The sequence below is a fragment of the Polaromonas sp. genome, assembly GCF_041689105.1.
Taxonomy (GTDB): Bacteria; Pseudomonadota; Gammaproteobacteria; order Burkholderiales; family Burkholderiaceae_C; genus Polaromonas.
Map to the genome: position 1 here is coordinate 1 of NZ_JBDNGU010000066.1, position 25,163 is coordinate 25,163.

The 25,163-nt window shown below is 60.5% G+C and carries 19 protein-coding genes and 2 pseudogenes; 5 read left to right on the forward strand and 16 right to left on the reverse strand.

All coding sequences use genetic code 11. The features are described 5' to 3' along the window. The 6 genes from ACESMT_RS05370 to ACESMT_RS05395 all read right to left on the reverse strand — a co-directional run. Positions 1–710, reverse strand: a 710-nt coding sequence (locus tag ACESMT_RS05370) for a DctP family TRAP transporter solute-binding subunit (RefSeq protein ID WP_372825544.1), incomplete at its 3' end; no start/stop codon positions are given. A 199-nt stretch (positions 711–909) separates the two neighbouring features. Beyond that, the gene (locus tag ACESMT_RS05375) at positions 910–1,752 is read right to left on the reverse strand and encodes a CoA ester lyase (protein ID WP_372825545.1); all 843 of its coding nucleotides are present in this window, start codon (positions 1,750–1,752) and stop codon (positions 910–912) included. Continuing rightward, positions 1,749–3,113 (reverse strand): MmgE/PrpD family protein, encoded by a 1,365-nt coding sequence (locus ACESMT_RS05380; protein WP_372825546.1) that lies wholly within the window; start codon positions 3,111–3,113, stop codon positions 1,749–1,751. Before ACESMT_RS05380 ends, ACESMT_RS05375 begins: the two co-directional genes overlap by 4 nt. 195 nt (positions 3,114–3,308) lie before the next feature. Next, complete coding sequence (locus tag ACESMT_RS05385; protein WP_372825547.1) at positions 3,309–4,508, reverse strand: CaiB/BaiF CoA transferase family protein; 1,200 nt, start codon at positions 4,506–4,508, stop codon at positions 3,309–3,311. 626 nt (positions 4,509–5,134) lie between these two features. After that, positions 5,135–6,304 carry an acyl-CoA dehydrogenase family protein gene (locus ACESMT_RS05390; protein WP_372825548.1) on the reverse strand — a complete coding sequence of 390 codons (1,170 nt, stop codon included), beginning with the start codon at positions 6,302–6,304 and terminating at the stop codon, positions 5,135–5,137. 27 nt (positions 6,305–6,331) lie between these two features. Further along, complete coding sequence (locus ACESMT_RS05395) at positions 6,332–7,216, reverse strand: MaoC family dehydratase N-terminal domain-containing protein (protein WP_372825549.1); 885 nt, start codon at positions 7,214–7,216, stop codon at positions 6,332–6,334. 206 nt (positions 7,217–7,422) lie between these two features. Here ACESMT_RS05395 and ACESMT_RS05400 point away from each other — a divergent pair, with 206 nt between their 5' ends. Next, positions 7,423–8,337, forward strand: a complete 915-nt coding sequence (locus tag ACESMT_RS05400; protein ID WP_372825550.1) for a LysR family transcriptional regulator — start codon at positions 7,423–7,425, stop codon at positions 8,335–8,337. Positions 8,338–8,474: 137 nt separating this feature from the next. Here ACESMT_RS05400 and ACESMT_RS05405 read toward each other — a convergent pair whose 3' ends face one another. From ACESMT_RS05405 to ACESMT_RS05415, 3 genes are all read right to left on the reverse strand, one after another. Continuing rightward, a complete protein-coding gene (locus ACESMT_RS05405; protein WP_372825551.1) occupies positions 8,475–9,911 on the reverse strand; it encodes an aldehyde dehydrogenase family protein in 1,437 nt (478 codons plus the stop codon). 372 nt (positions 9,912–10,283) lie between these two features. Continuing rightward, on the reverse strand, positions 10,284–11,162 hold the full coding sequence (locus tag ACESMT_RS05410; protein ID WP_372825552.1) for a TauD/TfdA dioxygenase family protein: 879 nt from the start codon (positions 11,160–11,162) through the stop codon (positions 10,284–10,286). A gap of 30 nt (positions 11,163–11,192) precedes the next feature. After that, positions 11,193–12,152: a Bug family tripartite tricarboxylate transporter substrate binding protein gene (locus tag ACESMT_RS05415; protein ID WP_372825553.1), complete on the reverse strand. Its 960-nt coding sequence runs from the start codon at positions 12,150–12,152 to the stop codon at positions 11,193–11,195. A gap of 185 nt (positions 12,153–12,337) precedes the next feature. Here ACESMT_RS05415 and ACESMT_RS05420 point away from each other — a divergent pair. Together ACESMT_RS05420 and ACESMT_RS05425 are read left to right on the forward strand one after the other, a co-directional pair. After that, positions 12,338–13,491, forward strand: a pseudogene (locus ACESMT_RS05420) (IS3 family transposase); the annotation flags it as partial. Positions 13,492–13,675: 184 nt separating this feature from the next. Further along, a pseudogene (locus tag ACESMT_RS05425) lies at positions 13,676–14,260 on the forward strand (LysR substrate-binding domain-containing protein); the annotation flags it as partial. Between the two features lie 12 nt (positions 14,261–14,272). Here ACESMT_RS05425 and ACESMT_RS05430 read toward each other — a convergent pair. The 6 genes from ACESMT_RS05430 to ACESMT_RS05455 all read right to left on the reverse strand — a co-directional run bounded on the left by ACESMT_RS05430 (position 14,273) and on the right by ACESMT_RS05455 (position 20,455). Beyond that, positions 14,273–15,058 (reverse strand): enoyl-CoA hydratase/isomerase family protein, encoded by a 786-nt coding sequence (locus tag ACESMT_RS05430; protein WP_372825554.1) that lies wholly within the window; start codon positions 15,056–15,058, stop codon positions 14,273–14,275. Continuing rightward, a complete protein-coding gene (locus ACESMT_RS05435) occupies positions 15,055–16,281 on the reverse strand; it encodes a CaiB/BaiF CoA transferase family protein (RefSeq protein ID WP_372825555.1) in 1,227 nt (408 codons plus the stop codon). The genes ACESMT_RS05430 and ACESMT_RS05435 overlap by 4 nt, the downstream gene beginning before the upstream one ends. An 11-nt stretch (positions 16,282–16,292) precedes the next feature. Then, the gene (locus ACESMT_RS05440) at positions 16,293–17,579 is read right to left on the reverse strand and encodes a TRAP transporter large permease (RefSeq protein WP_372825556.1); all 1,287 of its coding nucleotides are present in this window, start codon (positions 17,577–17,579) and stop codon (positions 16,293–16,295) included. A gap of 17 nt (positions 17,580–17,596) precedes the next feature. After that, positions 17,597–18,142 (reverse strand): TRAP transporter small permease, encoded by a 546-nt coding sequence (locus ACESMT_RS05445; RefSeq protein WP_372825557.1) that lies wholly within the window; start codon positions 18,140–18,142, stop codon positions 17,597–17,599. Positions 18,143–18,156: 14 nt separating this feature from the next. Beyond that, positions 18,157–19,155, reverse strand: coding sequence for a TRAP transporter substrate-binding protein (locus tag ACESMT_RS05450; RefSeq protein ID WP_372825558.1), 999 nt, complete (start codon positions 19,153–19,155; stop codon positions 18,157–18,159). Positions 19,156–19,234: 79 nt separating this feature from the next. Next, a complete protein-coding gene (locus ACESMT_RS05455) occupies positions 19,235–20,455 on the reverse strand; it encodes an alanine--glyoxylate aminotransferase family protein (protein WP_372825559.1) in 1,221 nt (406 codons plus the stop codon). Positions 20,456–20,571: 116 nt separating this feature from the next. Between ACESMT_RS05455 and ACESMT_RS05460 the strand changes: the two genes are divergently transcribed. After that, positions 20,572–21,267 carry a GntR family transcriptional regulator gene (locus ACESMT_RS05460; protein WP_372825560.1) on the forward strand — a complete coding sequence of 232 codons (696 nt, stop codon included), beginning with the start codon at positions 20,572–20,574 and terminating at the stop codon, positions 21,265–21,267. Positions 21,268–21,274: 7 nt separating this feature from the next. Then, positions 21,275–24,349, forward strand: coding sequence for an FAD-binding and (Fe-S)-binding domain-containing protein (locus ACESMT_RS05465; protein WP_372825561.1), 3,075 nt, complete (start codon positions 21,275–21,277; stop codon positions 24,347–24,349). Between the two features lie 14 nt (positions 24,350–24,363). On the opposite strand, the gene ACESMT_RS05470 is transcribed toward ACESMT_RS05465, so the two are convergent. Beyond that, positions 24,364–24,945 (reverse strand): chalcone isomerase family protein, encoded by a 582-nt coding sequence (locus tag ACESMT_RS05470; RefSeq protein WP_372825562.1) that lies wholly within the window; start codon positions 24,943–24,945, stop codon positions 24,364–24,366. Between the last annotated feature and the right edge of the window lie 218 nt (positions 24,946–25,163).

A 25,163-nucleotide genomic window follows, 5' to 3' on the forward strand; every position in this document is an offset into this window, starting at 1 on the left:
GTCTCGGCGATGGTTTTTTGCACTTCATGGAATTTTTGCGAGTAGATGTTCGACCAGGTATTTTCCTGCCCGTCGACCACGCCCGTCTGCAGCGCCTGATAGACCTCGGCAAACGCCATTTTTTGTGGGTTGGCGCCTAGCCCGCGGAACTGCGCCTCCAGAACGTCAGAGGCCTGGATGCGGAACTTCAGGCCCTTGACGTCTTCAGGCCGGACCAGCTTGTCCTTGTTGGTGGACAGTTGCTTCATGCCGTTGTGCCAGTAGCCGAGGCCGAGCAATCCTTTCGCTTTCATCGATTCCAGCAAGGCCTTGCCTTGCGCGCCCGACTGGAAGCGATCCACGGCGTCGATGTCGTCGAACAGGAAAGGCAGGTCAAACACCTGGATTTTTTTGGTGTAGCGGTCAAACTTGGACAGCGAGGGTGCGATGAATTGCACGTCGCCGAGCAACAGTGCTTCGAGCTCCTTGGCGTCACCGAACAGCTGCGAGCTGGGGAACACCTGCACCTGCACCTTGCCAGGCAGCTTTTTCTCGGCGAGTTCCTTGAACTTGAGTGCGCCCTGGCCCTTGGGCGTTTGCTCTGCCACGACGTGGCTGAACTTGATGACGATCGGTGTCTGGGCCTGGGCCAGTCCGGACAGTGCGAAGCAGCCGGCCAGCAGGGCCGCGCCGAGCAGGGTGCGTTTTTTGAAAGTGGTTGGGGAATGCATTTGAGTTGTCTCCTTGCAATGCTGTTGAGGAAGGAAGGGGCAGCAAAAGTGTCAGAAGGTGAACTTTGCTGCAAGCACAGGTGCGCTGAGCGTGACCTGTGGAAGATCCGTTATCTTAGTCCTGTCTGCGCGTAATTGCATGCGTGGTTCTACGTCCGTGTAAACCCGATGCGGCGGGTACGGCCATACAACCATACCTTCAGGGGGCAGCCAGCGCAAAAACGCGTTGCGCCAGCCGCAGTACAGGCGCATCGACCATGCGGCCATCAAGAATAAACACACCGCCATCCGAGCGACTCTTTGCATCGAGAACCCGTCGGGCCCAGTCGATCTCCGCGTTCGTCGGCGCCAGCGTATCCTGCACGAGAGCGACCTGCGCCGGATGAATGCACAGCTTCGCACCAAAGCCGCTGCGTCGGCTACGTGCGGCGTCCTGCTGCAACTGCACCGTGTCGCCGGTGCCCGGCGTGACACCATCGACAGGTGCGGCGAGGCCGGCGCGGCGCGAGGCCACTACCAGCGCCAGGCGCACTGGTTGCAACTCGGCTTCATCGGGCCCGCAGGCCATGCCGAGGTCGGCCTGGAAATCCAGATTGCCGAAAACCAGGCGCGTCACGCCTGTGCAGGCCGCCAGCAGATCGAGCGCAGCCAGGCCTGCGGCCGTTTCGATCATGGGCAGCACGGCGCAGCCGGAACCGACCATCGCCGTGAGTTGAACCAGGTCGGCAACAGCCTCTGCTTTGGGCAACACCACGCCACCGAGGTCATGTTTGGACAACCTGCCCATCAGCGCGAGGTCGTCGGCGTACCAAGTCGTGCCAGCGCCGTTGATGCGCACCAGCACGCGCAAACGGTCAGCCGCCTGCAGGGCGCTGAAGCCGTCGACCAGTTGCTGGCGTGCCTGCACCTTGGTATTGGGCGCTACCGCATCTTCAAGGTCGATGATCACGGCTCCCGCGCCCGAGGCCAGCGCCTTGGCGTAACGGTCGGGCCGGCTCGCCGGCACAAACAAAAAGGAACGCGCCGACGCAATGGCATTCATGCGGCACCCGCCAGCAGCGGTCCAACCTTTTTGTGCTGCGCGATGTCCCAGAGCGATTTGATGGCGCGCGTCATGTCTGCCTCGCTGGCGCCACCGCTGAAGGCGGCCAGCCGCTGCGCCTTGGCGGTGATCTCTTCGCGGCTCAGGGTGTTGCCGGGGTCGCCCTTGGGTTCGTCCACCCTGCCCTGCAGCACCCGGCCATCGGTGGTGGTGACGGTGACCTTGCCAATCCAGCGCTGCGGGTAAGCGGCGTCCACTTCGGCGTCCAGCACCATCGTGATTCGGTCGCGCAGTGCGGTGGTGATGTCTTCACGGAAATGCTGGTCGAACTCGACGAGGCCCGCATGGCCAAAGCGCGCCACCAGCGCCAGCACCGTGCCCATCGAGAACTTGCTCTGGTGAACCGTGGCCGGGTCCAGCACAGGGCCCAGCACGTCGATGGCGCTCTGGTGCACATGCGTGACCACCCGCGCGAGGTCGGCGGGCTTGAGATTGTTGGCCTGCATGACCTGCAGCAGCGCGTCGGCCGCTGGGTGCGTGTGGCGACAGGAGGCGTGGTACTTGAACGAGGTCTCGGCCGTGGCCCAGCGCGTGCCCAGGCCATCGACCAGCTTGGCCGGGTCGGCATCGCTGGACATGCCGGCGGCCATGCCCTGGGGGCCTTCGAGTATTTGCGCCGCGCCAGTGAAGCCATCCTGCGCCAGGCAAGCCGACATCAGGCCGGCTGCGGCCGCGTGCGCGGTATGCAGCTGTTTGGAGTCGGCGGCGGTTCGCAAAAACTCCCACAACCCGGCTGACTGCGTGCCGGCCGAACCGAAAGCGTGCTGCATCTGCGCGGGCGTCAAGCCCAGCAGGCTGCCTGCAGCAGCTGCCGCCGCCAAGGTGCCGGCGGTGCCGGTGGTGTGAAACACTTTGTAATGCGAGCGGCCGAGAAACTCGCCCACGCGGATGCCGACTTCATAACCCGCCACAGCGGCGGCCAGCAACTGCTTGCCGCTGCTGCCCAGGGTCTGCGCCATTGCCAGCGCCACCGGAAACACCACGGTGGCTGGGTGGAAAACCGAACCGTTGTGAACGTCGTCCTGCTCGGCAACGTGCGAGGCCGCGGCGTTGGACATGGCTGCGAAGTAGGCACTGCTCGTGCTGCGATCTATCAGCACTTCAGCCGCGCCGCTGGCTGGCCCCATGCTGGCGGTAAAACGGGTGAGCGTCTCGACCGCCCGCGCGCCCTTCCCGGCGATGGCCGAGCCGAACCAGTCGACCAGCAGGTCTTCGGCCTTGCGGACCACCGGTTCAGGGATATCCTCAAAGCGCAGATTAGCCGCGAAGGCGGCGAGTTCGGCGGTTGCAGTGGTGCTCATGTTGTTCCTTGGATCAAATTCAGATCGGGCGACCGGCTTGTCATTGCGGACTTGATCCGCAATCCATGCCCCGGGAGCTGCCCTCTGGTGCATGTGGCATGGATCCCGGATCGAGTCCGGGATGACAGTCAAAGACAAAGTCTAATGAAAGAATACGCCCCCAGCCCTTATTAAATATGCACAAGCAGCTATCATTTAAATAGCACCTGAGAGCCGCATGGCGGCTATCGCAGCGTCGCCCTGCCCCAGTTCGCGCAGGATGGCGTCGCTGTGCTGGCCAACTGCGGGCACCGGGTCCATGCGGTAGTCGAAGCTGCTGACACGGCCCGGCGGCAGCAAGGCGGGAATGTCGCCGGCGGGTGTGCCCACACTGCGCCAGCGGTCCCGCGCCTGGAGCTGCGGATGCGCCCACAGCTCGGCCATGCTGTTCATGCGGGCGTTGGCAATCTGCGCTTCGTCGAGCCTGGCCACCACCTGCGCGGCGCTCATGCCGGCAAAGGTGGCGAGGATGATGGCCTTGAGCGCGTCGCGGTTGTCGTTGCGCCGGGCGTTGCTGTCAAAACGCGGGTCGGTGGCCAGCTCCGGCTGCGCCAGCGCGATTTTGCAAAACACCGTCCACTCGCGTTCGTTCTGCAGGCCCAACATGACCGTGCCGCCGTCGCCGGCTGCAAACGGGCCATAGGGGTAAATGGTGGCGTGCGAGGCAGCGCTACGCGGCGGCGGCGGCGCGCCCTGGTAGGCGTAATACATCGGGTAGCCCATCCATTCGGCCAGCGACTCCAGCATGGACACATCGATGTGCGCGCCCCGGCCAGTCCCGCCGCGCTTGTCACGTTGAAGCAGGGCCGCCAGGATGCTGGTGTAGGCGTACATGCCTGCGGCGATGTCGGCCACCGAGTTGCCGGCCTTGCAAGCCTCGTCGGGCGTGCCGGTCACCGACAGGAAGCCCGCTTCGCTCTGTATCAGCAGGTCATAGGCCTTTTTGTCGCGGTAGGGGCCGTCGTCGCCATACCCCGAGATGTCGCAGACGATCAGCGCCGGGTTGACCTTGCTGAGCGCGTCGTACCCCAGCCCCATGCGGGCGGCCGCACCAGGTGCCAGGTTTTGCACCAGCACATCGGCGGTTTCGAGCAACTGTTTGAGCACCGCAATGGCGGCAGGCTGCTTCAGGTCCAGCGTCAGGCTTTCCTTGGAGCGGTTGACCCAGACAAAGTGCGAAGCCAGCCCATCGACACGCTGGTCATAGGCCCGTGCAAAGTCACCGACACCGGGACGCTCGACCTTGATGACCCGTGCGCCCAGGTCGGCGAGTTGCCGGGTGCAGAAAGGGGCGGCGATGGCGTGTTCCAGGGAGATGACGGTGATGCCGTCAAGGGGTCTTGTTTGTTTTGTCATGGCGTATCCGTTGGGGAAGCTTGCTGCCAATGGGTGCTCGCTGGTATTGCGCTGCGGCTGCGTCGTGCCTGCTTAGGTAGGTCTGACTCCCCACTCCCACCCCTAGCCCCTCCCTCGCCCCGCTGGGCGATGGAGGGGGACCTCATGTGGCCGCGTGTGCTGCGCTCGCGTGCAAACATGACAGTCGCTGGGGAGTCCCGTCGAAGAAGCGCTGCGCGCTTCTTCGACTCCGGATGTGACTCCGGATTAGGGTTCGGTATTTGGATGTTTGTTGTTTCCCCCACCCGTTGGGCCGGGCCGAGGAGCGCAGCCAAAAGCGGGTCAGGGCTCGCGATTGTCTGAGCCGAAGGCGAGTTCGAGCGAGACCCCGCTTTTGGCGAGCACCGCAGGTTGCCCCGAAGCGCAGCGCGGGGGACCCGGACCATCGGGTCGCCTTTCTTTTCCTTAGGTTTCTTTGGCGAAGCAAAGAAAAGTAAGTCGCCCGCCGGGGCGAGACCCGGCTTGCTGGAAGGCCCACAGCCGCGCAAGCTTGTGCAGGCTTCGACCCCTTCGACAAAGCTCAGGACAGGCGGTTCAGCCCGAACGGTGGCACATGGCGTCATTTGTTGCATCGCAGGAAATCAGAATCAGAACGACCTCGGCAACCCAAGCAAATGCTCCGCCACATAAGAGTAAATGAGGTTGGTGGAAATCGGCGCCACCTGGTAGAGCCGGGTCTCACGGAACTTGCGTTCCACGTCGTATTCAGTGGCAAACCCAAAGCCGCCATGGGTCTGCAGGCACACGTTGGCCGCTTCCCAAGACGCTTTCGCAGCCAGGTACTTGGCCATATTGGACTCGGCACCGCAGGGCTTGCCGGCGTCAAACAGTTCGCAGGCCTTGAAGCGCATCAGGTTGGCGGCTTCGGTTTCGATGTACGCGTCGGCGATGGGAAACTGCACGCCCTGGTTCTGGCCAATGGGCCGGTTGAAGACGACCCGGTCGCTCGCATAACGACGTGCCTTGTCGACAAACCAGTAGGCGTCGCCAATACATTCGGCAGCAATCAGCGTGCGTTCAGCATTCAGGCCGTCGAGGATGTACCTGAAGCCCTGGCCTTCCTCGCCGATCAGGTTCTCTGCCGGAATCTCGAGATTGTCGAAGAAGACTTCATTGGTTTCGTGGTTGACCATGTTGGCAATCGGCTGCACCGCCATGCCCTGGCCAATCGCGTCCTTGAGGTTGACGATAAAGATCGACATGCCTTCGGACTTTTTCTTCACCTCGGCCAGCGGCGTGGTGCGGGCCAGCAAAATCATCAGGTCAGAATGCTGGATGCGCGAGATCCAGACCTTCTGGCCGTTGACCACGTATTTGTCGCCTTTTTTCACCGCAGTGGTCTTGAGCTGCGTGGTGTCGGTGCCAGTGGTGGGCTCGGTCACGGCCATGGACTGCAGGCGCAATTCGCCGGTGGCGATCTTCGGCAGGTAGCGCTTTTTCTGCACGTCGGAGCCATGGCGCAGCAAGGTGCCCATGTTGTACATCTGGCCGTGGCAGGCGCCGGCATTGCCGCCAGCAAAGTTGATCTCTTCCATGATCACCGAGGCTTCTGCCAGCCCCAGACCGGAGCCACCGTACTCGGCGGGAATCAGGGCCGCCAGCCAACCGGCCTCGGTCAACGCGTTGACGAAAGCCTCGGGGTAGCCGCGCTCGTGGTCGACTTTTTGCCAGTAGGCAGAGTCAAAGGACGCGAGCATGCCGCGAAGGGCTTCGCGCATGTCCTGGTAGGCGTCGGGGGCGGGGATCTGGGTTTTCATGAATCTTCCTGTTGGGATGGAGAGGGCTCAGGCCAGTGTGGCGGTGGCCTGCATGGTGAGCCAGCCCTCGTGGTCTTCGGTCCAGAGCTGCACACTTTTGCCATCGGGCGAGGGCTTGCCGTGCAGCTTGAAAGGCGATATATCAAAAACCGGCCGAACAGCGCGAAACTCGAAACGGAGCAAACGCGCGCCCGGCAGGTTCCTGCGCAGCAGGTCCGCCAGCAGGGTTGCGATCAGCGGCCCATGCACGATCAGGCCGGGGTAGCCTTCGACTTCGGTGACGTACTTGCGGTCATAGTGGATGCGGTGGCCATTGAAGGTCAGCGCCGAATACCGGAAGAGCAGCACGTCGTCGGGCAGCACGGTTTCTGTCCATGCAGCGTCCTTGGCAGCACGCTGCGGCGGCGGTACCGGGTCTTCGGCCCGGGGATTGGCGCGGTAAACAATATCGTGTTCTTCGGTGAGCGCCAAACCGCGCGCATTGCTTATCTCATGCTTGACCAGCACGAACACGAGGTCGCCGCTACGGCCGGATTTGTGCGTCACTGACTCGATGCGCGAGACACGCTTGATCGTATCCCCGAGCACCAGAGGGTTGTCCTGCAGCCATTGCAGCCGCCCACCGGCCCACATGCGGCGAGGCAGCGGCACTGGGGGCAAAAATCCGCCGCGCTGGGCATGACCGTCGGGGCCGATCTCCGAACGCTGCGGCTGCGGCAAGAAGTACAACCAGTGCCACAGCGGAGGCACCGTTGTTCCAGCCACAGGCGGCGGGTCGTCCCGGTCCAGCGTGGCCGACAGCCCGCGCAGCGGCGCGGCGGTGATGTCATCAAGCAGGGTTTCGCTTTTGCCGACCCAGCTTTGCAGGTGGATCAGCGTGGCGGGGGCTAGGCTACGGGTGTCGGTGCTCATAAAGACAGCAGCTTGTGTGATGTTTTGAATGACAAGGTCAACATGGTCACCGCTGGAGCATAAATGTGCAATCACTGATTTCAAAAGCGGAACTTCAGCATTTCCGAAGGGTGGGCAGGACTGATCAGCCAAGACGCTGTGGTTCGTATGGGCACATCACTAGAATCGGCATAGCCCTCACACCGGGAGGCAGTACAGGAATACTCATGGCCATGCACTTCGATTTGGTTGATTTGCGACTCCTTGTTCGGGTTGCTGAGTTCAGCAGCCTGACTCGGGGCGCCGAAAGCTCTCACATTTCTCTGGCGGCAGCCAGCACCCGAATCAAGAACCTCGAAGAAAGCCTGGGTACCAAACTGCTGTTCCGCAGCAGCCAGGGTATGACACTGACGCCGCCGGGGCAAACCTTTTTGCAACATGCGCTGCAGGTGCTGGGGCAGATCGAGAACATGCGTGGAGACATGCAGGAATACGCCAAGGGTATCAAGGGCCACTTGCGTATCTTTGCCAACACCACGGCCCTCGGCGAATTTCTGCCCCCTGTTTTGGGCTGCTATCTACAGAGCCATCCGGACATAAACATCAGTCTACGCGAACGATTGAGTCATGACATCGTGCGCGCTGTCTTGGAAGACCATGCCGACATCGGCGTCGTAGCGGGAACGGTCAACACCGAGAACCTAGAGATCATCCCCTATCGCACCGATCGGCTCGTGCTGGTGGTACCCCGCAGCCACGCGCTGGACACCTGTCCAGGCATCGATTTCGTGCAGACGCTGGATCTGGTGCATGTCGGTCTGCACGAAGCAAGTGCCCTCCACGGATTTCTCCGGCAAGTCTGCGATCGTATGCACCGCCAGCTCCAGCTGCGGATCCAGGTCGGCAATTTTGAAACAGCGTGTCGAATGATCGAGGCCCACGTCGGCGTGGGCGTTCTGCCGGAATCTGCGGCGCGCCGCCATACCCAGACCATGGATATCCGGATCGTGCCATTGCAGGACCCGTGGGCAATTCGCGACATGCATGTCTGTGTGCGCAACCTCGAGACCATGCCGACGTTCGCGCGCGATCTTATTGCCCTGCTGGCCGCCGACGCACAAAACACCGCTCGCCCGGTTTGAATGCAACAGCGTCCGCGCCAGGTAAGCTCCGGTACTCTTTCCATTCGATGCTCCTATTCCATAGCATCTACGACCGTAGCAAACGGTCAAACCTGCGTGAGTCCCCCGGCAGAGCAGGGGGCTTACCTTATAACGAGTTATTGGCCGTGATACTGCACCACGGTCTTCACATTGCAAAACTCTTCCAGTGCAAGAAATCCTTTCTCACGACCATGACCGCTGCGTTTGACGCCGCCAAACGGCAGTTCCACGCCACCGCCCGCGCCATAGCAATTGATGTAGACCTGCCCGCAGTGCATGCGCTTGGCCATGCGGATCTGGCGACCGCCGTCCCTGGTCCAGATTCCGGCCAATAAACCGAAGTCTGTGTCATTGGCCAGCGCCACGGCATCTTCTTCATCTTCAAACGGGATAACGGCCAGAACCGAACCAAACACTTCTTCGCAAGCCAGCCGGTGGCCGCGCGGCACCGGGCCGAACAGCGTGGGCGCCACGTAGAAGCCGCCGGACGGGACACCGTCGACCACCCTGCCTTGCCCAAGCACCGGAATGCCGCTGTCCATGGCGTGGCGAATGAAATCTTCTACGCGTTCCTTCTGTCCGGCGTTAATCAGTGGGCCACAGTCCAGGTCCATGGCCGGTGTGCCAGCCGAAGCTTGGGCGAAGCGCTCAACCACCATGCCGACAAAGCGGTCGTAAATCGAACGCTGCACCAACAGCCGGCTGCCAGCGGAGCAGGTTTGGCCACCATTTTGCGTGATTGCCTTCAAGGTGAACGACGCAGCGCGGTCCAGATCAGCGTCCTCGAACACGATCTGCGGCGACTTTCCGCCCAATTCAAGCACGCACTTGATAGTGCGGTCGGCAGCCGCCTTCTGCACCAGCATGCCCACGCCGGGCGAGCCGGTGAAGGTTACGAAATCGATGTCATGGTGCGCCGTGAGTGCCGCACCGGCTTCTTCACCTAGACCGGTTACCACGTTGAGCGCGCCATCGGGCAAACCGACTTCCCGGGCAATGTCACAGAAAGCCAGCGGTGTCAGGCATGCATCTTCAGAGGGCTTGAGCACGGCGGCATTGCCCATGGCGAGCGAAGGAACGACCGAGCGGCCAAACATTTGCGCAGGATAGTTCCAGGGCAAGATGTGCGCGGTCACGCCGTAGGGCTCGCGCAGCACCACCACGTGATAGTCGTTTAGGTAGGGGATCTGCTGGCCATGCACCTTGTCCGCCGCACCACCGTAAAACTCGCAGTAACGGGCCGCCACTACAATGTCGTTACGTGCCTGGGACATCGGCTTGCCGGTGTCGCGGGCTTCGAGCTGCGCGAGTGCCTCGACCCGCTCGAGCATGAGCTGCGACATCTTCATCAGAATGCGCCCGCGCTCGGTGGCGGTCAGCTTGCTCCACGGGCCTGACAATGCGGCACGGGCCGCCGCGACGGCCTGGTCGATGTCGGCGGCGTTGCCGCGCGCTAGGGTTTCAAACACCTCGCCTGTGCTGGGGTCGATGACGGGCAAGGTCTGGCCGCTGGACGCGGGCACCCACTGACCGTTGATGAAATGTTGTGCCATGGAGTCTTATATGGATGCCTCCCGGCTAGCAAGCACAATTTGCTTAGTTTTGTGAAGAAGTCGGCTGCACACTTACATCCGGCCTTGTTTGCGTGGTTTGACTGGTTTCCCTGTCTCCCCCGCTGGCCCAGATGTATATCCGCTGACAAGCACCTCATCTCCTGGAACGGACTTTTTATGTCCGTGCGCCACATACAGGTTTAGCTCGTCCCGGTCTGGCCTATTTCACATCACTTTGCTTTTTGCCACCTACTAGCCTTCCAAGGCTAAAACCATATCCTTTCGTTTGGGTTGGTTGATAAATGTGGGCTCGTCCGTTTGTCACTGGCCCAAGATTTTTACTGACGAACCTTTCTTAATATGAACACCACTTCAAAAAACTGGCGTTCCAGTCACGGTTGTCCTGTGCATTAATCTTGGCTGGTGAAGCCCATAATCTGCGATAGCTAGATGCTGAGTGCTACAGTTGTCCCACATGATCATGTCGCCAGCCTTCCACTTGTGCCGATACATAAATTTTTCAGAAGCACAGTGATCAAACAACTGCTTGAGCAGCCGATCACTCTCATCGGCAGGCAGACCTTCGATCTGCATCGTAAAACCCTCATTCACGTAAATAGACTTTTTCCCGCTCACCGGGTGAGTTCTGACAACAGGATGAATCACATCCGGGACCTGCTTTTTTTGCTCTTCAGTCAACGGTGCTCGCTGACTTGCGCCCTCACTTACAGCTCGCATCCTCTCGTAACGATCTGAATAAGAGTGAATGGCTTTTAATTTTAAAAGATAGGTTTTTGTTTCCTCATTCAGATCTTCATAAGCAGCAATCGTATTGACAAAACACGTATCACCGAAGCTTCTTCCAGCGTCAGCATCGGGAATCATTTTTGCCAACAACACAGAACAACGGCTAGGAGTTCTCGTATAGGACAGATCAGTGTGCCAATACTGCCCTGCATCGCTGATTCCAATGTTTTTGCCATTTTCCTGAATATTTGAGATGCGTAGTAGCTCGGGATGATCCGGCAACAAATACTGCTTGAGCACGTGTATTTCCAACCCACCGAAATGCCTGCTAAAAGCCACATGCTGATCTTCTGTCAGTTGCTGGTTCCTAAACAAGAGCACACAATTGTCAACAAAGGCTTTTTCAAGCTCATCCATTTTTTTGCCATCAGGCATTTTTGACAAATCAACGCCGATCGCTTCAACACCAATTTTGTCGGACAACTTTCTGAATTCTGTTTTCATGCAAATATCCCCTATCTAATTGTTAACTCATTACTGAAGATTCAAGCTGCGGATCAACTGTCCGTATGTCTTATCGTCCTCCTTTGCAAGCTGAGTGAATTTCTCTGGGCCTGCGGAGATGACCGCCAAACCCATTTTCTCGAATCTTTCTTTAACCGATTTTTCTTGGAGAACCTGATCGATATCAGCATTCAGCTTGTCGAACGTCGCCTTTGGCACACCTTTTGGCACGACAACCCCAATCCAGGCACCGCTTGTGAAACCATGGTATGTCTCTCCAATGGTCGGTACTTTCGGAAAGCCAGGCAGGCGTTTTTCTGAGGTGACCGCGATGGGTCTAATACGACCGCCGTCAATGAAGGGACCCACCACACTTGTTGGTTCGCAAGCAAACTGCAAGTTACCTGATGCAAGATCTGTAAGAACCGCTGCGGACCCTTGGTACGGCACATGGAGCACATCGAAGCCATGCTCTGCTTTTAGCCTCTCCATTGTGAGGTGCGACATCGTCGCAATGCCCGGTGAGCCGTACGCTACTTTCCCCGGATTATCTTTGATGTATTTTCTTAGGGAAGCCATGTCTGTCACCGGCAGAGCTGGATTTACCGCGCACACATAAGGCACCCAAATTGAAAGATTGACGAACTCGAAATCTTCAAAAGGTTTGTAGGTGAGATTTTTGTAGATGTGCGGTCCAGTCACCATTGCCGCATTGGCCGTGAACAAAATCGTCTGACCGTCTTGTTTCGCCCTCGCAGCAGTGGCAGCAGCGATAGTACTGCCCGCACCTGCAATGTTTTGAACAACGACTGGTGTCTTCCACTTTTGAGACAACCTCTCACTGATAATTCGAGTAACGATATCGGTGGTTTGTCCGGCAGGATAGCCAACAATCGCCTTCACTACATCGATGGGGTATTGCCCTGTTTGCTGAGCACCCACTGAAGTTGCAAGCAGCGCGGCCGCAGCCGCAGTAAATAAAAGTTTCATGCTCTCTCCTTGTTGAATAAGGCGACCATGGTCGCCACTTCAGCCGGCAGACACAATCACTAACTTTGGAACTAGGACTTCTGAATTTCAGAAGATTCTCAGGGTTTACACTAGTATCAGTGAAGTGGACCCGGAATTTGGGACAGGTGTTTAAGTGGGACACTGTCTAAAGAAACGGGTTACCAATGACGGAATCAAAGAAGCGGAAATCTCATCCACCGGAGTTCAAGGCAAAGGTGGGTCTAGAAGCGCTCGGTGGGATGAAGACCATCAATCAGATTGCGCAGGAATATGGAGTTCATCCGGTGCAAGTCGGGCAATGGAAGCGAGAGATCCAAGGCCAGGCTAAAAGCCTGTTTGAAGGTAAGCGCGGGCCGCAACCGGCGTCGCCTGAGAGTGCGCCAGACAGGCTGTACGGAGAGATCGGGCGATTGAAGATGGAGCTCGACTGGCTCAAAAAAAAGTCCGGGATCAGCCTGCCATGATCCGCCGTGGCTGGATCGGCGTCCATACTGATCTGACGCAAAAACGCCAATGCATGCTGGCTGGCGTATCGCGCACGACCGTCTACGCCAAGCGCCGACCGGTGGTGTTTATCGAGGTTGACGAAGTGCTCACGCGCCTGATCGATGAGGAGTACACGCGTCATCCGTTCTATGGCAGCCGCAAGATGGTGGTGTACCTGTTTCATTGCGGCCACCGGGTCAACCGCAAGCGAGTACAACGCCTTATGCGCTCCATGTTCCTGGCAGGCATGGCGCCAGGGCTGAACACGAGCACGGCGCACCCACAGCACAAGGTGTACCCGTATTTGCTGCGTGGGGTGCCTGTGGTGCGGGCCAATCAGGTCTGGAGTACGGACATAACGTACGTGAGGCTGGACAGAGGCTTTGCCTACTTGGTGGCTGTGATTGACTGGTACTCCCGGCGGGTGTTGAGCTGGCGCATCAGCAACAGCATGGAAGCGGCCTTCTGCGTGGACTGCCTGGAAGACGCCTTGCGTGAGCATGGCAAGCCCGAGGTGTTCAACAGCGAGCAGGGAAGCCAATTCACAAGCGAAGTCTTCACGGGCGTTCTCAAGCGCGAGGATATCGCCATCAGCATCGATGGTCGTGGCCGAGCCTATGACAACATCTTTGTGGAACGGCTTTGGAGGAGCGTCAAACACGAAGACGTGTACCTCAACGGCTACGCCACGATGGGCGAACTGCTGATTGGGCTGACGAAATGCTTTGCCTTCTACAACACCGAGCGACCGCACCAGTCCCTGGGAAATCAAACCCCGCAGGAGGTTCACAAGACTTCAAGCGGCGGCGGTGCGATGATCGTGGATAAATACCGGGCCAAAGAAGGACTCCCAGTTGCGCTTCGCTCCAGCGGGACTGAGTTCGAGGAAGTCAGGATTGAAAGTGCGTCAGCAATACCAATTGCAAAAACCGGGGCAGCGCCGTCCAGCTGCGAGAAGTCGAGTGCAACTTAAACTGCCATCAAGTCTGTCCTGACTCTGGGGTCCACTTCAGGCGGACTTTTTGCCGGAAATCCTGCCCGGCTTTCTCGCGGACAACCCGAAAATCAACATCGACCTGCAGGAAAAGCCCAACCCGGAAATCGCGCGCGGCGTGCTTGACGGCCGGGCCGACATCGGCATCGTGGCCGGCAAGGTCGACACGCTGGGCCTGGAAGCGATTCATTTCAGCACCTACCGGCTGGTGCTGGCTGTAGCCCGCAACCACCGCTTCGCGCGCCGCAAGAAAATCGCGTTTGCAGAAACGCTGGACGAAGACGCCTTGGGCATGCAGTCGGGCAGCACGCTGCAGACCTTTCTGGCGCAGGTGACCGATGCGCTGGGCAAACCGCTGAAGCTGCGCATCCAGTTGTCCAGCTTTGACGCGATGTGCCGCATGATAGGCGCGGGCTTCGGGGTCGGCATCGTGCCGGAGTCGGCGGCCCGGCGCAACCAGGCCGCCATGGGCATCGCCCTGATCGAGCTGCTTGAACCCTGGAGCGTGCGCGAGCGTTACATCCTGGTGCGCAACCGGGACGCCCTGCCGCGTTACGCCGAGTCGCCGATAGCGACGCTGTGCGCGCATTACCGCGATGGCACCTGAGAACCTGTCGCGCTACCCTTTCCAGACAGGACTTCTTTTTTCAACAAATGCAGACACGCCTTCGTGAAAGTCGGCACTGCCGTAACACTGGCGAATCAGATCTTCATCAGGCGGCAGGCTGTTGCTGACCAGGCGACGCAGACCCTCCTTGCTCACGCGCTGAGTCACGGGTGCCAACGCGGCCAGCCGCTCGCAGAGTGTGCGCAGGACTGCATCAATCTCGCCAGCCTCGCTGATCTGCATCAGGAATTCACAGGCCAGGGCTTCCTCGGCCGTCAACACCTCGGCCAGCATCAACATGCGCTTGACGCGCGGGCTGCCAAACACGGCAGCGAGCCGCGCCAGATTGGCCACCGACAGGCAATTACCCAGCGTCCTGGCAATAGGCACTCCGAATTTTGAAACCGGCGTGGCAATGCGAAAGTCGCAGGCGGTGGCAATCGCCAGCCCGCCGCCTATGGCCCAGCCTTCGATCACCGCCACCGTGGGCATGGGCAGGGACTCCAGCCGGGCAATGCACTGGTCGATCTGCTTTTCGTAGGCGACACCGTCCTCACCGCTGCTGAAAGTGGTGAACTGCTCGATGTCGGTGCCGGCCACAAAAGCCTGGCCGCCGGCGCCCCGAAAAGTCACCACGCGCACCGATACATCGGTCTTGAGCTGCTCGCAGATCTGGTTGAGGCGCTCGTACATGGACCAGGTCATGGCGTTGCGCGCTGCCGGCCTGTCAAACAGGACCGATGCCACGCCGGCATTGATGGCCAGATGGACGGCGCCCTTGGCGTCTGACTCGCTCATGCCGCGAAAGCGCCCTGCGCTTCGAGTTGTGCCTGCTCTTCGGTGCCAATGCCCAGCTCGGTCAGCACCTCGGCCGTGTGTTCGCCCAGGCGCGGCGGGTGGCGGCGCACCTGCTGCGGTGTGCCGGACATCTTGACCGCGAAACCGATGTTGGGCACCTTGCCCTCCACCGGGTGGTCGATCTCCATGCGCATCGCGCGCGCCTTGGCATGGTCGCTGTCGAAGGCTTCGGGGTAGGTCAGGATGGGGCCGGCAGGAATACCGGCTTCAAGGAAAGTGCTGACCCAATAGTCCTTGGGCTGGAGGCGAAAGGTTTTCTCCAGCTCCACTTCCAGCGCGTGCCGGTTCGCCAGGCGCAGCGAGATGGTGGAAAAGCGCTCGTCGGCCAGAAGCTCTTCGCGCCCCATCAGCTTGCACAGCTGCTGCCACAGCTTCTGGTTGTTGGCGCCCATCACGAAGTAACCGTCCGAGCAGGCCATGGCCTGGTAGGGCGCAGTCATCTTGTTGGAGGTCCCCAGCGGCTCGGGCTCCTTGCCCGTGCCCCAGTAGTCGCAGATGTCCCAGACCGAAAACGCCAGCGCCGAATCAAAAAGGGAGGCGTCCACATGCTGGCCCTGTCCGCTGGCCTTGGCGCCGATGTAGGCCGACAAGGTGGCGTACACCGCAAACAGCGCGCAGCCGATGTCGGCCACCGGCACGCCGGCCTTGACCGGCGGGCCACCGGGATAGCCGGTCACGCTCATCACGCCCGACATCGCCTGCGCCATCAAGTCAAAACCCGGCCGGTCGGACCAGGGCCCTGTCTGGCCAAAGCCCGAGATGCTGGTGTAGACCAGTTTGGGGTTGACTTCCTTGAGCACCTCGTAGCCGAGGCCTAGCCGCTTCATCGCGCCGGGACGATAATTCTCCAGCAGGATGTCGGCGTCTTTGACCATCCGCAGCAGCACCGCCTTGCCCGCCTCGGACTTGAGGTTAAGCGCGACGCTGCGCTTGTTGCGGTTCATGTTCAGAAAGCCCAGGCTGTCCGGGCCCTTCATCTTGAAGCCCATCGCGCCGCGTGTCTGGTCACCGCCGCCGGGCGGCTCGATCTTGGTCACCTCGGCGCCCATGTCCGCCAGCAGCATGCAGGCGTAAGGGCCGGCCATGACCTGGCTGATGTCGAGAACACGGACACCGGTCAGCGGCAGCGGCCGCCTGCCTGAATCATCCAGTTTTTGCGTCAAAGTCTTGTTCCTTAGCGGTAAAACAGCTCGACCAGGCCCATACCGGTCACAGGCACATAGGTCACCAGCATCAGCACGGCGACCAGCACGCCGATGAACCAGATGTTGACCTTGCTCACGTCCCAGACCGATGCCTTGGCAATCGAGCTGGCCACCATCAACACGCTGGCTACCGGCGGTGTCTGCTGCCCAATGCCCAGGTTGATGGTCACAATCAGCCCGAAGTGCACCGGGTCAATGCCGACGGAGCGGACCAGCGGCATCACGATGGGAATGACAAGAATGATGGCGGCAGCCGAGTGCAGGAACATGCCCAGGAACAGGAACAGCACGTTGAGCAAGGCCAGCACCACCCACTTGTTGGAGGTGAAGTCCGACACGGCCTTGGCCAGCGCCTGGGGCGCCTGCACTTCGGTCAGGTAGGTGCCCAGCAAGGCGCTGGTCGCCACAAGTAGCATGACCACCGCAGTCTGCACGCCGCCCTCCATGACGGCGGACCGCAGGTGTTTGAGGTCCAGTTCCCGGTAAACCCCCAGCCCGATGAACAGCGCCGCAATCACCGCCAGTGCGGCGCCTTCCGTGGCGGTCACGACCCCACCGAATATGCCCCCCAGGATGATGATGGGCAGTGCGAATGCCCACAGCGCCTCGCGGCCGGTTTTGGCGACACGTTTGATGGAAAACGCCTCTTCGCGCGGCAGGTTATAGCGATTGGCCAGAAAACTGGCCATGCCCATCAGGCCGGCAGCGCCCAGCAAACCGGGAATGATGCCGGCGACAAACATCTGCACCACCGAGGTTTCGGCCATGACCGCGTACAGGATCATGGGGATGGACGGCGGGATGATGACGGCCAGCGTGGCCGACGAGGACATCACCGCCGCAGCAAAGGGACCTGGGTAGCCCTTGGCCTTCATGCCTGGAATCAGTATGGAGCCGAGTGCCGCCACATCGGCGACCGCTGAGCCCGATATCTCGGCGAAAAACAGCGAAGAGCCTATCGACACATGCGACAGGCCCCCGCGCACCCAGCCGAACAGCGACGAGGCAAACGCGATCAGGCGCTGGGAAATGCCCGAAGCATTCATGATGGCGCCAGCCAGGATGAACAGGGGAATCGCCAGCAACGGAAAATTGGTCGCGCCGTTGTAGACGACCAGCGCCACGTTGGGCAGCGAATCAAGGCCCTGGCTGGTCACCATCGCGATAACGGCGACGATGCCCAGCGACACGGCAATGGGTATGTTGAGCAGCACCAGCGCCAGCACGGCACCGAACAAAAGCAGCATGATTGTCATGGGTGATTCCTGTGCATTCAGTGCAGGCCGTCAGACAGGCTGGCGCCTGCAGGCGCGGCCGTCTGGGGCGGTGGGTTGATCAGGTCGATCAGAAACATGATCTCGGCCACCAGAATCAGCGCAGAGGTGATGGGGATCACCGACTGCACGAAATTCATTGGCACCCAGGGCAGGCTCACCATGGCATCGCCCTGAAGGATGGGCATGATCGTCAGTCCGACCCAGCCCAGCAGCGCGAAGAACAGGATGACGAGGATCTGGCCAAAGATGGCCACCGCCTGCTTCACCGCCGGGGGAAGCTGGTCAACCACCTCCGGACAGCCAATGTGCGCACGTTTGACCGACGCCAGCGCGGAGCCGTAAAACGTGAGCCAGGCCAGCAACACCGATGCCACTTCGTCATACCAGACCAGCGAATGCCCGCTCATCCTGAAAATGATGCCCAGCGTGACCTCCACTGCGAGGGCGACCACAAGAAACATCACCACCCATTCCAGAAGCAGGCCATAGCGCTCGCGGAAGCGCTGCATCGCGCCGCCGCCCAGTATCGAAGTCGTTTGCATCGGTGAGACTGTCCTTATTTGCCGAGCGCGACAGCTTTGTCGATCAGGGGCCTGGCACCGGCGACTTCCTTGCCGAATTCCTCATAGATCGGCTTGCTGGCATTGATGAAGGCCTCCTTGTCGACCTCGTTGACCTGCATGCCGCTTTCCTTGAGCTTGGCGAGCAGCTCCGTCTCGGCCTTGGTCGCCTCTGCATAGACATAGGCCTGGGTTTCGCGCGCCGTATCTTCGAGCACCTTGCGCACATCGGCCGGTAAGGTGTTGTAGCGGCGCGTGCCGACCGTCAGATAGGCCGGCGTGTAGACGTGGCCGGACAGCGACAGGTACTTCTGCACTTCCTGCAGTTTGGCCGAGTAGATTTGCGTGAACGGGTTTTCCTGGCCGTCCATCACGCCGGTCTGCAGCGCCGTGAACAGTTCAGAGAACTTCATGGGACTCGGATTGGCACCATAAGTCTGGAACATCTTCACGCGCCACTTGCCTTCAGGCACACGCAGCTTGATGCCCTGCAGGTCGGCGGGACCTTTGATCGGCTTCTTGTTGTTGGTGATGTGGCGGTAGCCGTTTTCCCACACAGCGAGCACCTTCAGGCCTTTTTTCTCGGTTTCCGTTGCAATACTGGGCCAGAACACGTCTTTCTCGATACGGCCCATGTGCGCCCTGTCCTTGACGATATAGGGCATCTCAAAAATGCCGAACAAGTCGACTTCGGAAGTCATCACAGTAGAAGGAACCGCCATGTCGATGGTGCCGAGCTTGAGCTTCTGGATCATCTCCTTGTCGCCGCCGAGCTGGCTGGAGCCGAATGTCACGATCTTGATCTTGCCGGCGAGTTTGGCGTTCACGCGTTTGGCGTATTCGTCGGCGCTGAGCTGGAAAAGAGAACCCGGTTCGCCAACGTGGCCAAGCTTGAGCTCGACCACCTGCGCGAAGGCTGCGCCGTGCAGAGTGAGTACCGCGGCGGCAGTGATCAGGGACCTGCGGGTAGCGGAAGAAAATGTGAACGATTTCATGATGTCTCCTTTGTAGATAGTTGTCCGTGGCTTGCAACAGGCCACACGACCGGACAGCGTGTGGCGGGAACGGTTTGCCTCAGGCGGCTTTGGTCAGGGGCAGCAGCACCGGGTGACTGGCAAAGTGGTCCATGGCGGCCTGCACGCCGGAACCGGCGAGCTTGACGCCGGCGAGTTTCAGGCCCATCTCGCACCCTGACAGCGCCGCCATCAAGGTCAGGTCGTTGGAGTCCCCCAGGTGGCCGATGCGGAACATCCGGCCCTTGACCTTGCCCAGGCCGGTGCCCAGCGAGCAGTCGAAGCGTTCGTAAATGATCTTGCGCACAGCGTCGGCATCCACGCCTTCCGGCGTCATCACGCCAGTGAGGATGGGCGAATACACGGCGGGGTCGGCGCACTGGATCTGCAGGCCCCAGGCCCGGACCGCGGCGCGCACACCTTCAGCCCAGCGCTGGTGGCGCGCAAACACCACGTCCAGCCCATGTTCAAGCAGCATGTCGCAGGCTTCGTTGAGCCCGTAGAGCAGATTGGTGTTGGGCGTGGACGGCCAGTAGCCGGTCTTGTTCATCTCGATGATCTCGTCCCAGGCCCAGAAGGCCTTGGGCAGTTTGGCGGTCTTGCTGGCTTCCAGTGCTTTGGCGGAGACCGCATTGAAACTGATACCGGGCGGCAGCATCAGGCCTTTTTGCGAGCCGCTGATGCTGACGTCCACGCCCCACTCGTCATGTTTGTAGTCGGCCGAGGCCAGGCCTGAAATGGTGTCGACCAGCAGCAGCGCCGGGTGCCTGGCCGCGTCGATGGCCTTTCGCACCGCAGCGATGTTGCTGGTCACGCCGGTGGAGGTTTCGTTGTGCACCACGCAGACCGCGCGGATAACGTGCTGCGTGTCGGCCTTGAGCCGCTCTTCGATCAGATCGGCGCGCACACCATGGCGCCAGACTTCGGAGCCGGGGTCGCTCATGACTTCGGTTTTCAGGCCCACACGCACGGCCAGCTTTTGCCACAAGGCCGCAAAGTGGCCGGTTTCGTACATCAATACGTGGTCGCCGGCGCTGAGCACGTTAACCAGCGCCGCTTCCCAGGCGCCGGTACCCGAAGCCGGGTAAATGATGACCGGCTGTTTGGTCTTGAATATTTTTTTGATGTCGGCCAGCACCTTCAGGCCCAACGCGCCAAACTCGGGGCCGCGGTGGTCGATGGTCGGCAGGCTCATCGCACGCAAAATACGGTCCGGCACCGGCGACGGGCCGGGAATTTGCAGGAAATGGCGCCCAGTCGGGTGAAAATCTAGTCTCAGCATGATTCTTGAAGCTCTGTGGTCATGCGTCATTTTTTGCATACAAAATTTATTTGTCAATGGTGATACACCCTAAAATTTAATTTTGCAGTCTCCATTTTTGCATACAATATCTAAAAATGAGTGTCGACGTTATCTCCATCCCGCGCGCTGCCCTGCATGAGCAGGTGGCGCACCGCCTGCGCCAGATGCTGGTCGAAAACCGGATCGCGCCGGGTGCCAAGCTCAACGAACGCGAGCTCAGCGAGGTGCTCGAGGTTTCGCGCACGCCGCTGCGCGAAGCCATCAAGATGCTCGCCGCCGAAGGCCTGGTCGAGTTGCTTCCCAATCGCGGTGCCATTGCGGTGGAGCTGTCCGAGCAGGACATTCTCGATACCTTTGAAGTCATGGCCGGGCTGGAAGCGCAATCAGGCGAGCTCGCAGCGACGCGCATCACCGATGCCGAACTCGACGAGATCAAGGCCATGCATTACGAGATGCTGGCGGCCTACACGCGGCGAGACCTGCCTGCCTATTACCGGCTCAATGCTGCAATCCACCAGGCCATTAACACGGCGGCCAAAAACCCGGTGTTAAGTGCGCTTTATAAGCAGGTCAACTCGCGCCTGCAATCCCTGCGCTTTCGGTCCAACCAGGATGGTGAAAAATGGCGGATCGCGGTTGAGCAGCATGAACAAATGGTGCAAGCGCTGGTCAAGCGTGATGCAGAGGCGATGCGGGCCGTGTTGCTCAGCCACATGAACAACAAACGTTTTGTGGTGATTGAACAGATCCATGGGTCCGGGGGCAACAAGCCCGCGTCAAACCAGAGCTGAAGGGACCATGCATTCATCCCTGCTCCTGAAAGCCGCGCCGAAAACCGCCGCCGAAACCTACGAAGCGGTGTCACGGGCCAGCAACGAGGTCGCCGGGCGTCTGGCCGCCAGGCTGACCGCCGAAACCTGTGGTGAAGTGCTTTTTTCCACCGCCGACCGCGGCCGCTATGCCACCGATGCCTCGATTTATCAGGTGATGCCGGTCGGGGTCTTTGTGCCAAACGGCGCGCCCGACGTCAAGACTGCGCTGGACATCTGCCGCGACATGGGCGTGCCCATCGTGCCAAGGGGCGGCGGCACCAGCCAGTGCGGCCAGACCGTCGGCGCCGGCCTGGTCATCGACCATGCCAAACACATGCGCAACATCATCGACGTCGATGCTGCGCACGGCACGGCGGAGGTCGAGCCCGGCATCGTGCTCGACCACCTGAACGCGGCGCTCAGGAAACACGGCCTGTGGTACCCGGTCGATGTGTCCACCGCAGCGCAGGCCACACTGGGCGGCATGGCCGGCAACAACTCCTGCGGCAGCCGCAGCATTGCCTACGGCAACATGGTGCACAACGTGCTGGGCGCGCAGGCCTGGACCTCGGACGGGAACCTGCTGCAACTGGGCGTTTTTGCCGGCAGCAGCGGCAAGGCGCGCGAGCTGGGCAACTACGTGCGCACCCTGGCCGAAGAACTGCAGCCTGTGATCCACAGGCTCTGGCCCACCGTCATGCGGCGGGTCAGTGGCTACAACCTGGATATTTTCGATCCGCGTAGCGAGCGGCCCTACACCGCCGATGGTTCGGTCAACCTGGCACATCTGCTGATAGGCAGCGAGGGCACGCTGGCACTGACCAAGTCGCTGACGCTGCAGCTTGCAGAACTGCCCAAAGCCAAGGTGCTGGGCGTGGTGAACTTCCCCACTTTTTACCGCGCGATGGATGCGGCGCAGCACATCGTCAAGATCGGCGAAGGCACACTGACGGCGGTGGAGTTGGTGGACCGCACCATGATTGATCTGTCGCTGCAGAACCCGGCCTTTGCGCCGACGATACGCAGCGCGCTGATCGGCCAGCCCGCCGCCATCTTGCTGGTTGAATTTTCGGGTGCGAGCAAGGCCGAACTGCTGCCGCACCTCCAACGACTGGGCGAGCTGATGGGCGACCTGCTGCTGCCCGACTCGGTGGTCGAGATGACCGATGACGCGCCGCAGAAAAACCTCTGGGAAGTGCGCAAGGCCGGGCTCAACATCATGATGAGCCTCAAAGGCGACGGCAAGCCGGTGAGTTTTATCGAGGACTGCGCCGTGCCCCTGGAGCACCTGGCCGAATACACCGATGCGCTCACCGAGGTGTTCAAAAAATACGGCAGCAAGGGCACCTGGTATGCCCACGCCTCGGTCGGCACGCTGCACGTGCGGCCCATCCTGGACATGCGGCGCGAAGGCGCGCCCAAGATGCGCGCGATTGCCGAGGAAGCGTCGGAGCTGGTACGCAAGTTCAAGGGTGCCTATAGCGGAGAGCATGGTGACGGCCTGTGCCGCGGCGAATGGATCCAGTGGCAGTTCGGCCCGCAGATCAACGAGGCCTTTGCCAAAATCAAGCAGTTCATGGACCCGGCTGGGCTGCTGAGCCCGGGCCGCATGATCAACCCGCCGAAGATGGACGACACGCGCCTGATGCGTTTTTCGCCAAGCTATAAGGTGATTCCGATCAAAACCGCGCTCGACTGGCGGGCCTGGGACGTGCAGAACGACCCAGCCACCGAGCAGACCAGCGCGCCCGGCAGCGGCGGCGACCCGGCCCAGGGGTTTGCCAAGGCCGTGGAGATGTGCAACAACAACGGCCACTGCCGCAAGTTCGACGCTGGCACCATGTGCCCCAGCTACCGCGTGACGCGCGACGAAAAACACCTGACCCGCGGACGCGCCAACACCTTGCGCCTGGCACTGTCCGGGCAACTCGAAGGCATGAATGCCGCTGACGCCTTCACCAGCGAAACGGTCAAGGATGCGCTGGACCTGTGCGTGGGCTGCAAGGGCTGCAGGCGCGACTGCCCGACCGGCGTGGACATGGCCAAAATGAAAGTGGAGTTTTTGCACCACTACAAGGCCAGGCATGGCTACACGCTCAAGGACAAGCTGGTCGCGCGCCTGCCCGACTACGCCCGCTGGGCCAGCCGCCTTGCCCCGCTGCTCAATCTGCGCGACAAAATTCCGGGCCTGGCTGCGCTCAGTGAAAAATTTACCGGCTTCTCGGCAAAACGCAGCCTGCCGCAGTGGAAGAGAAACACCTTCTTCAACACTCGCCATGCGGGCGCCACACGCGAAGAGGTCCTGGCCGCGAGCAAGCCGGTGGTGCTGTTTGTTGATACCTTCAACGGTACCTTTGAATCGCACAACGCAGCTTCAGCATTAAAAGTGCTGAAAGCCGCCGGTTACACGGTACATATAGCTACCAAAACCATAGCAGATGGCAAACACCTGTGCTGTGGCCGCACCTACCTGGCCAGCGGCATGGTGGAAGAAGCAAAAGCCAAGGCGCGCGAGGTGGTCGATGCCCTGCTGCCCTTTGCCGGGCGCGGCATCGCCATCGTCGGGCTGGAGCCGTCCTGCCTTTTGACAATGCGCGACGAGATGCTGGTGATGGGCCTGGGTGAAGCGGCGCAAACCATCAGCCAGCACGCCCTGTTGTTTGAGGAATTTCTGGCGCGTGAAGCCGCTGCGGGCAAACTGGATGATCTGAAGACGCGTTTGCGGGCGGTGGATCAGCCCATTTTGCTGCACGGTCACTGCCACCAGAAGGCCTTTGGTGCGGTCAGCCCCATCATGGACGTACTCCGGTTGATCCCCGGTGCCCAGCCCGAATTGATCGAATCAAGCTGCTGCGGCATGGCGGGCAGTTTTGGTTATGAAGCCAGTCACTATGAGGTGTCCATGCAGATGGCCGAACTGAGCCTGCTGCCGGCGGTGCGCCAGCAGCCCGATGCCATCGTGGTCGCTGACGGCACCAGCTGCCGGCATCAGATCAGGGACGGCGCGCAGCGCGAGGCGGTGCATCTGGCGGTGCTGATGGCGCAACAGTTGCGCCCCTGACACCTTTCAGAAATTCACAAGACGCCACCGAGCAAACTGCTCTTGAGACGCAGGTCTGCAGGATGGGGCCCCAACCACATCCCCAGCATCGCTTCAAAAAGTCCGGGCTCTTCAAACGTTGCACCCTGCACCCGTCCATTGATGCTGATGGCGGTGCCCTTACCCGGTACCGACCTGATGTCGAAGGTGTCCCCTGCAAGCAATTTTTTCTGGTCGCCAAGAATCTCCCCCAAACGAAACAGCGCGGGAACCAGCGTCCACAGCTGCTCGTCACTGGCGCTGGATTGCATGCCGCGCGCCAGCAAGTCACCCATGTCGGCGGCGCTGATGTCCCTGAGCATCATGACCCGCAATTGCTTGGCCCCCGGATTGCCCAACACTGCCTCGGGGGTGGAAAGTCGGCTCTCGAGATAGAGGGCGGCGGCATACAGGCCCCGCTCGGCGTCGCTGCGTATGCCTGCGCCATTGAGCTGAAGGGAGGCAGCGGACCGCACAGCACCGGCAGCGTGTTGCGCGGCGGCGGGCGACGCAGCCACCACGAAAGCCAGAGATGCCAAGGCGTTCAAAGCCAGCTTTGTGAAAGAGGAGGTTTTCATACATGCCTTTGAAGTGCAGAGCAGGAGCGCTCTGAACACAGGCTAGCAGCGCGGCGCAGGCAAAATTAGTGTGTGCAGTCTGTCACGTGCATGTCATGAACGCCATGCACCTGCGAGGGGACTGCGCGCACCAAAAAAATGCTTGACACGGCGCGACTCAGGGAAGGACAGGGATACCTGCCGAGAAAAGTAGAGACCTCCTGCAGCCCCATCACTGG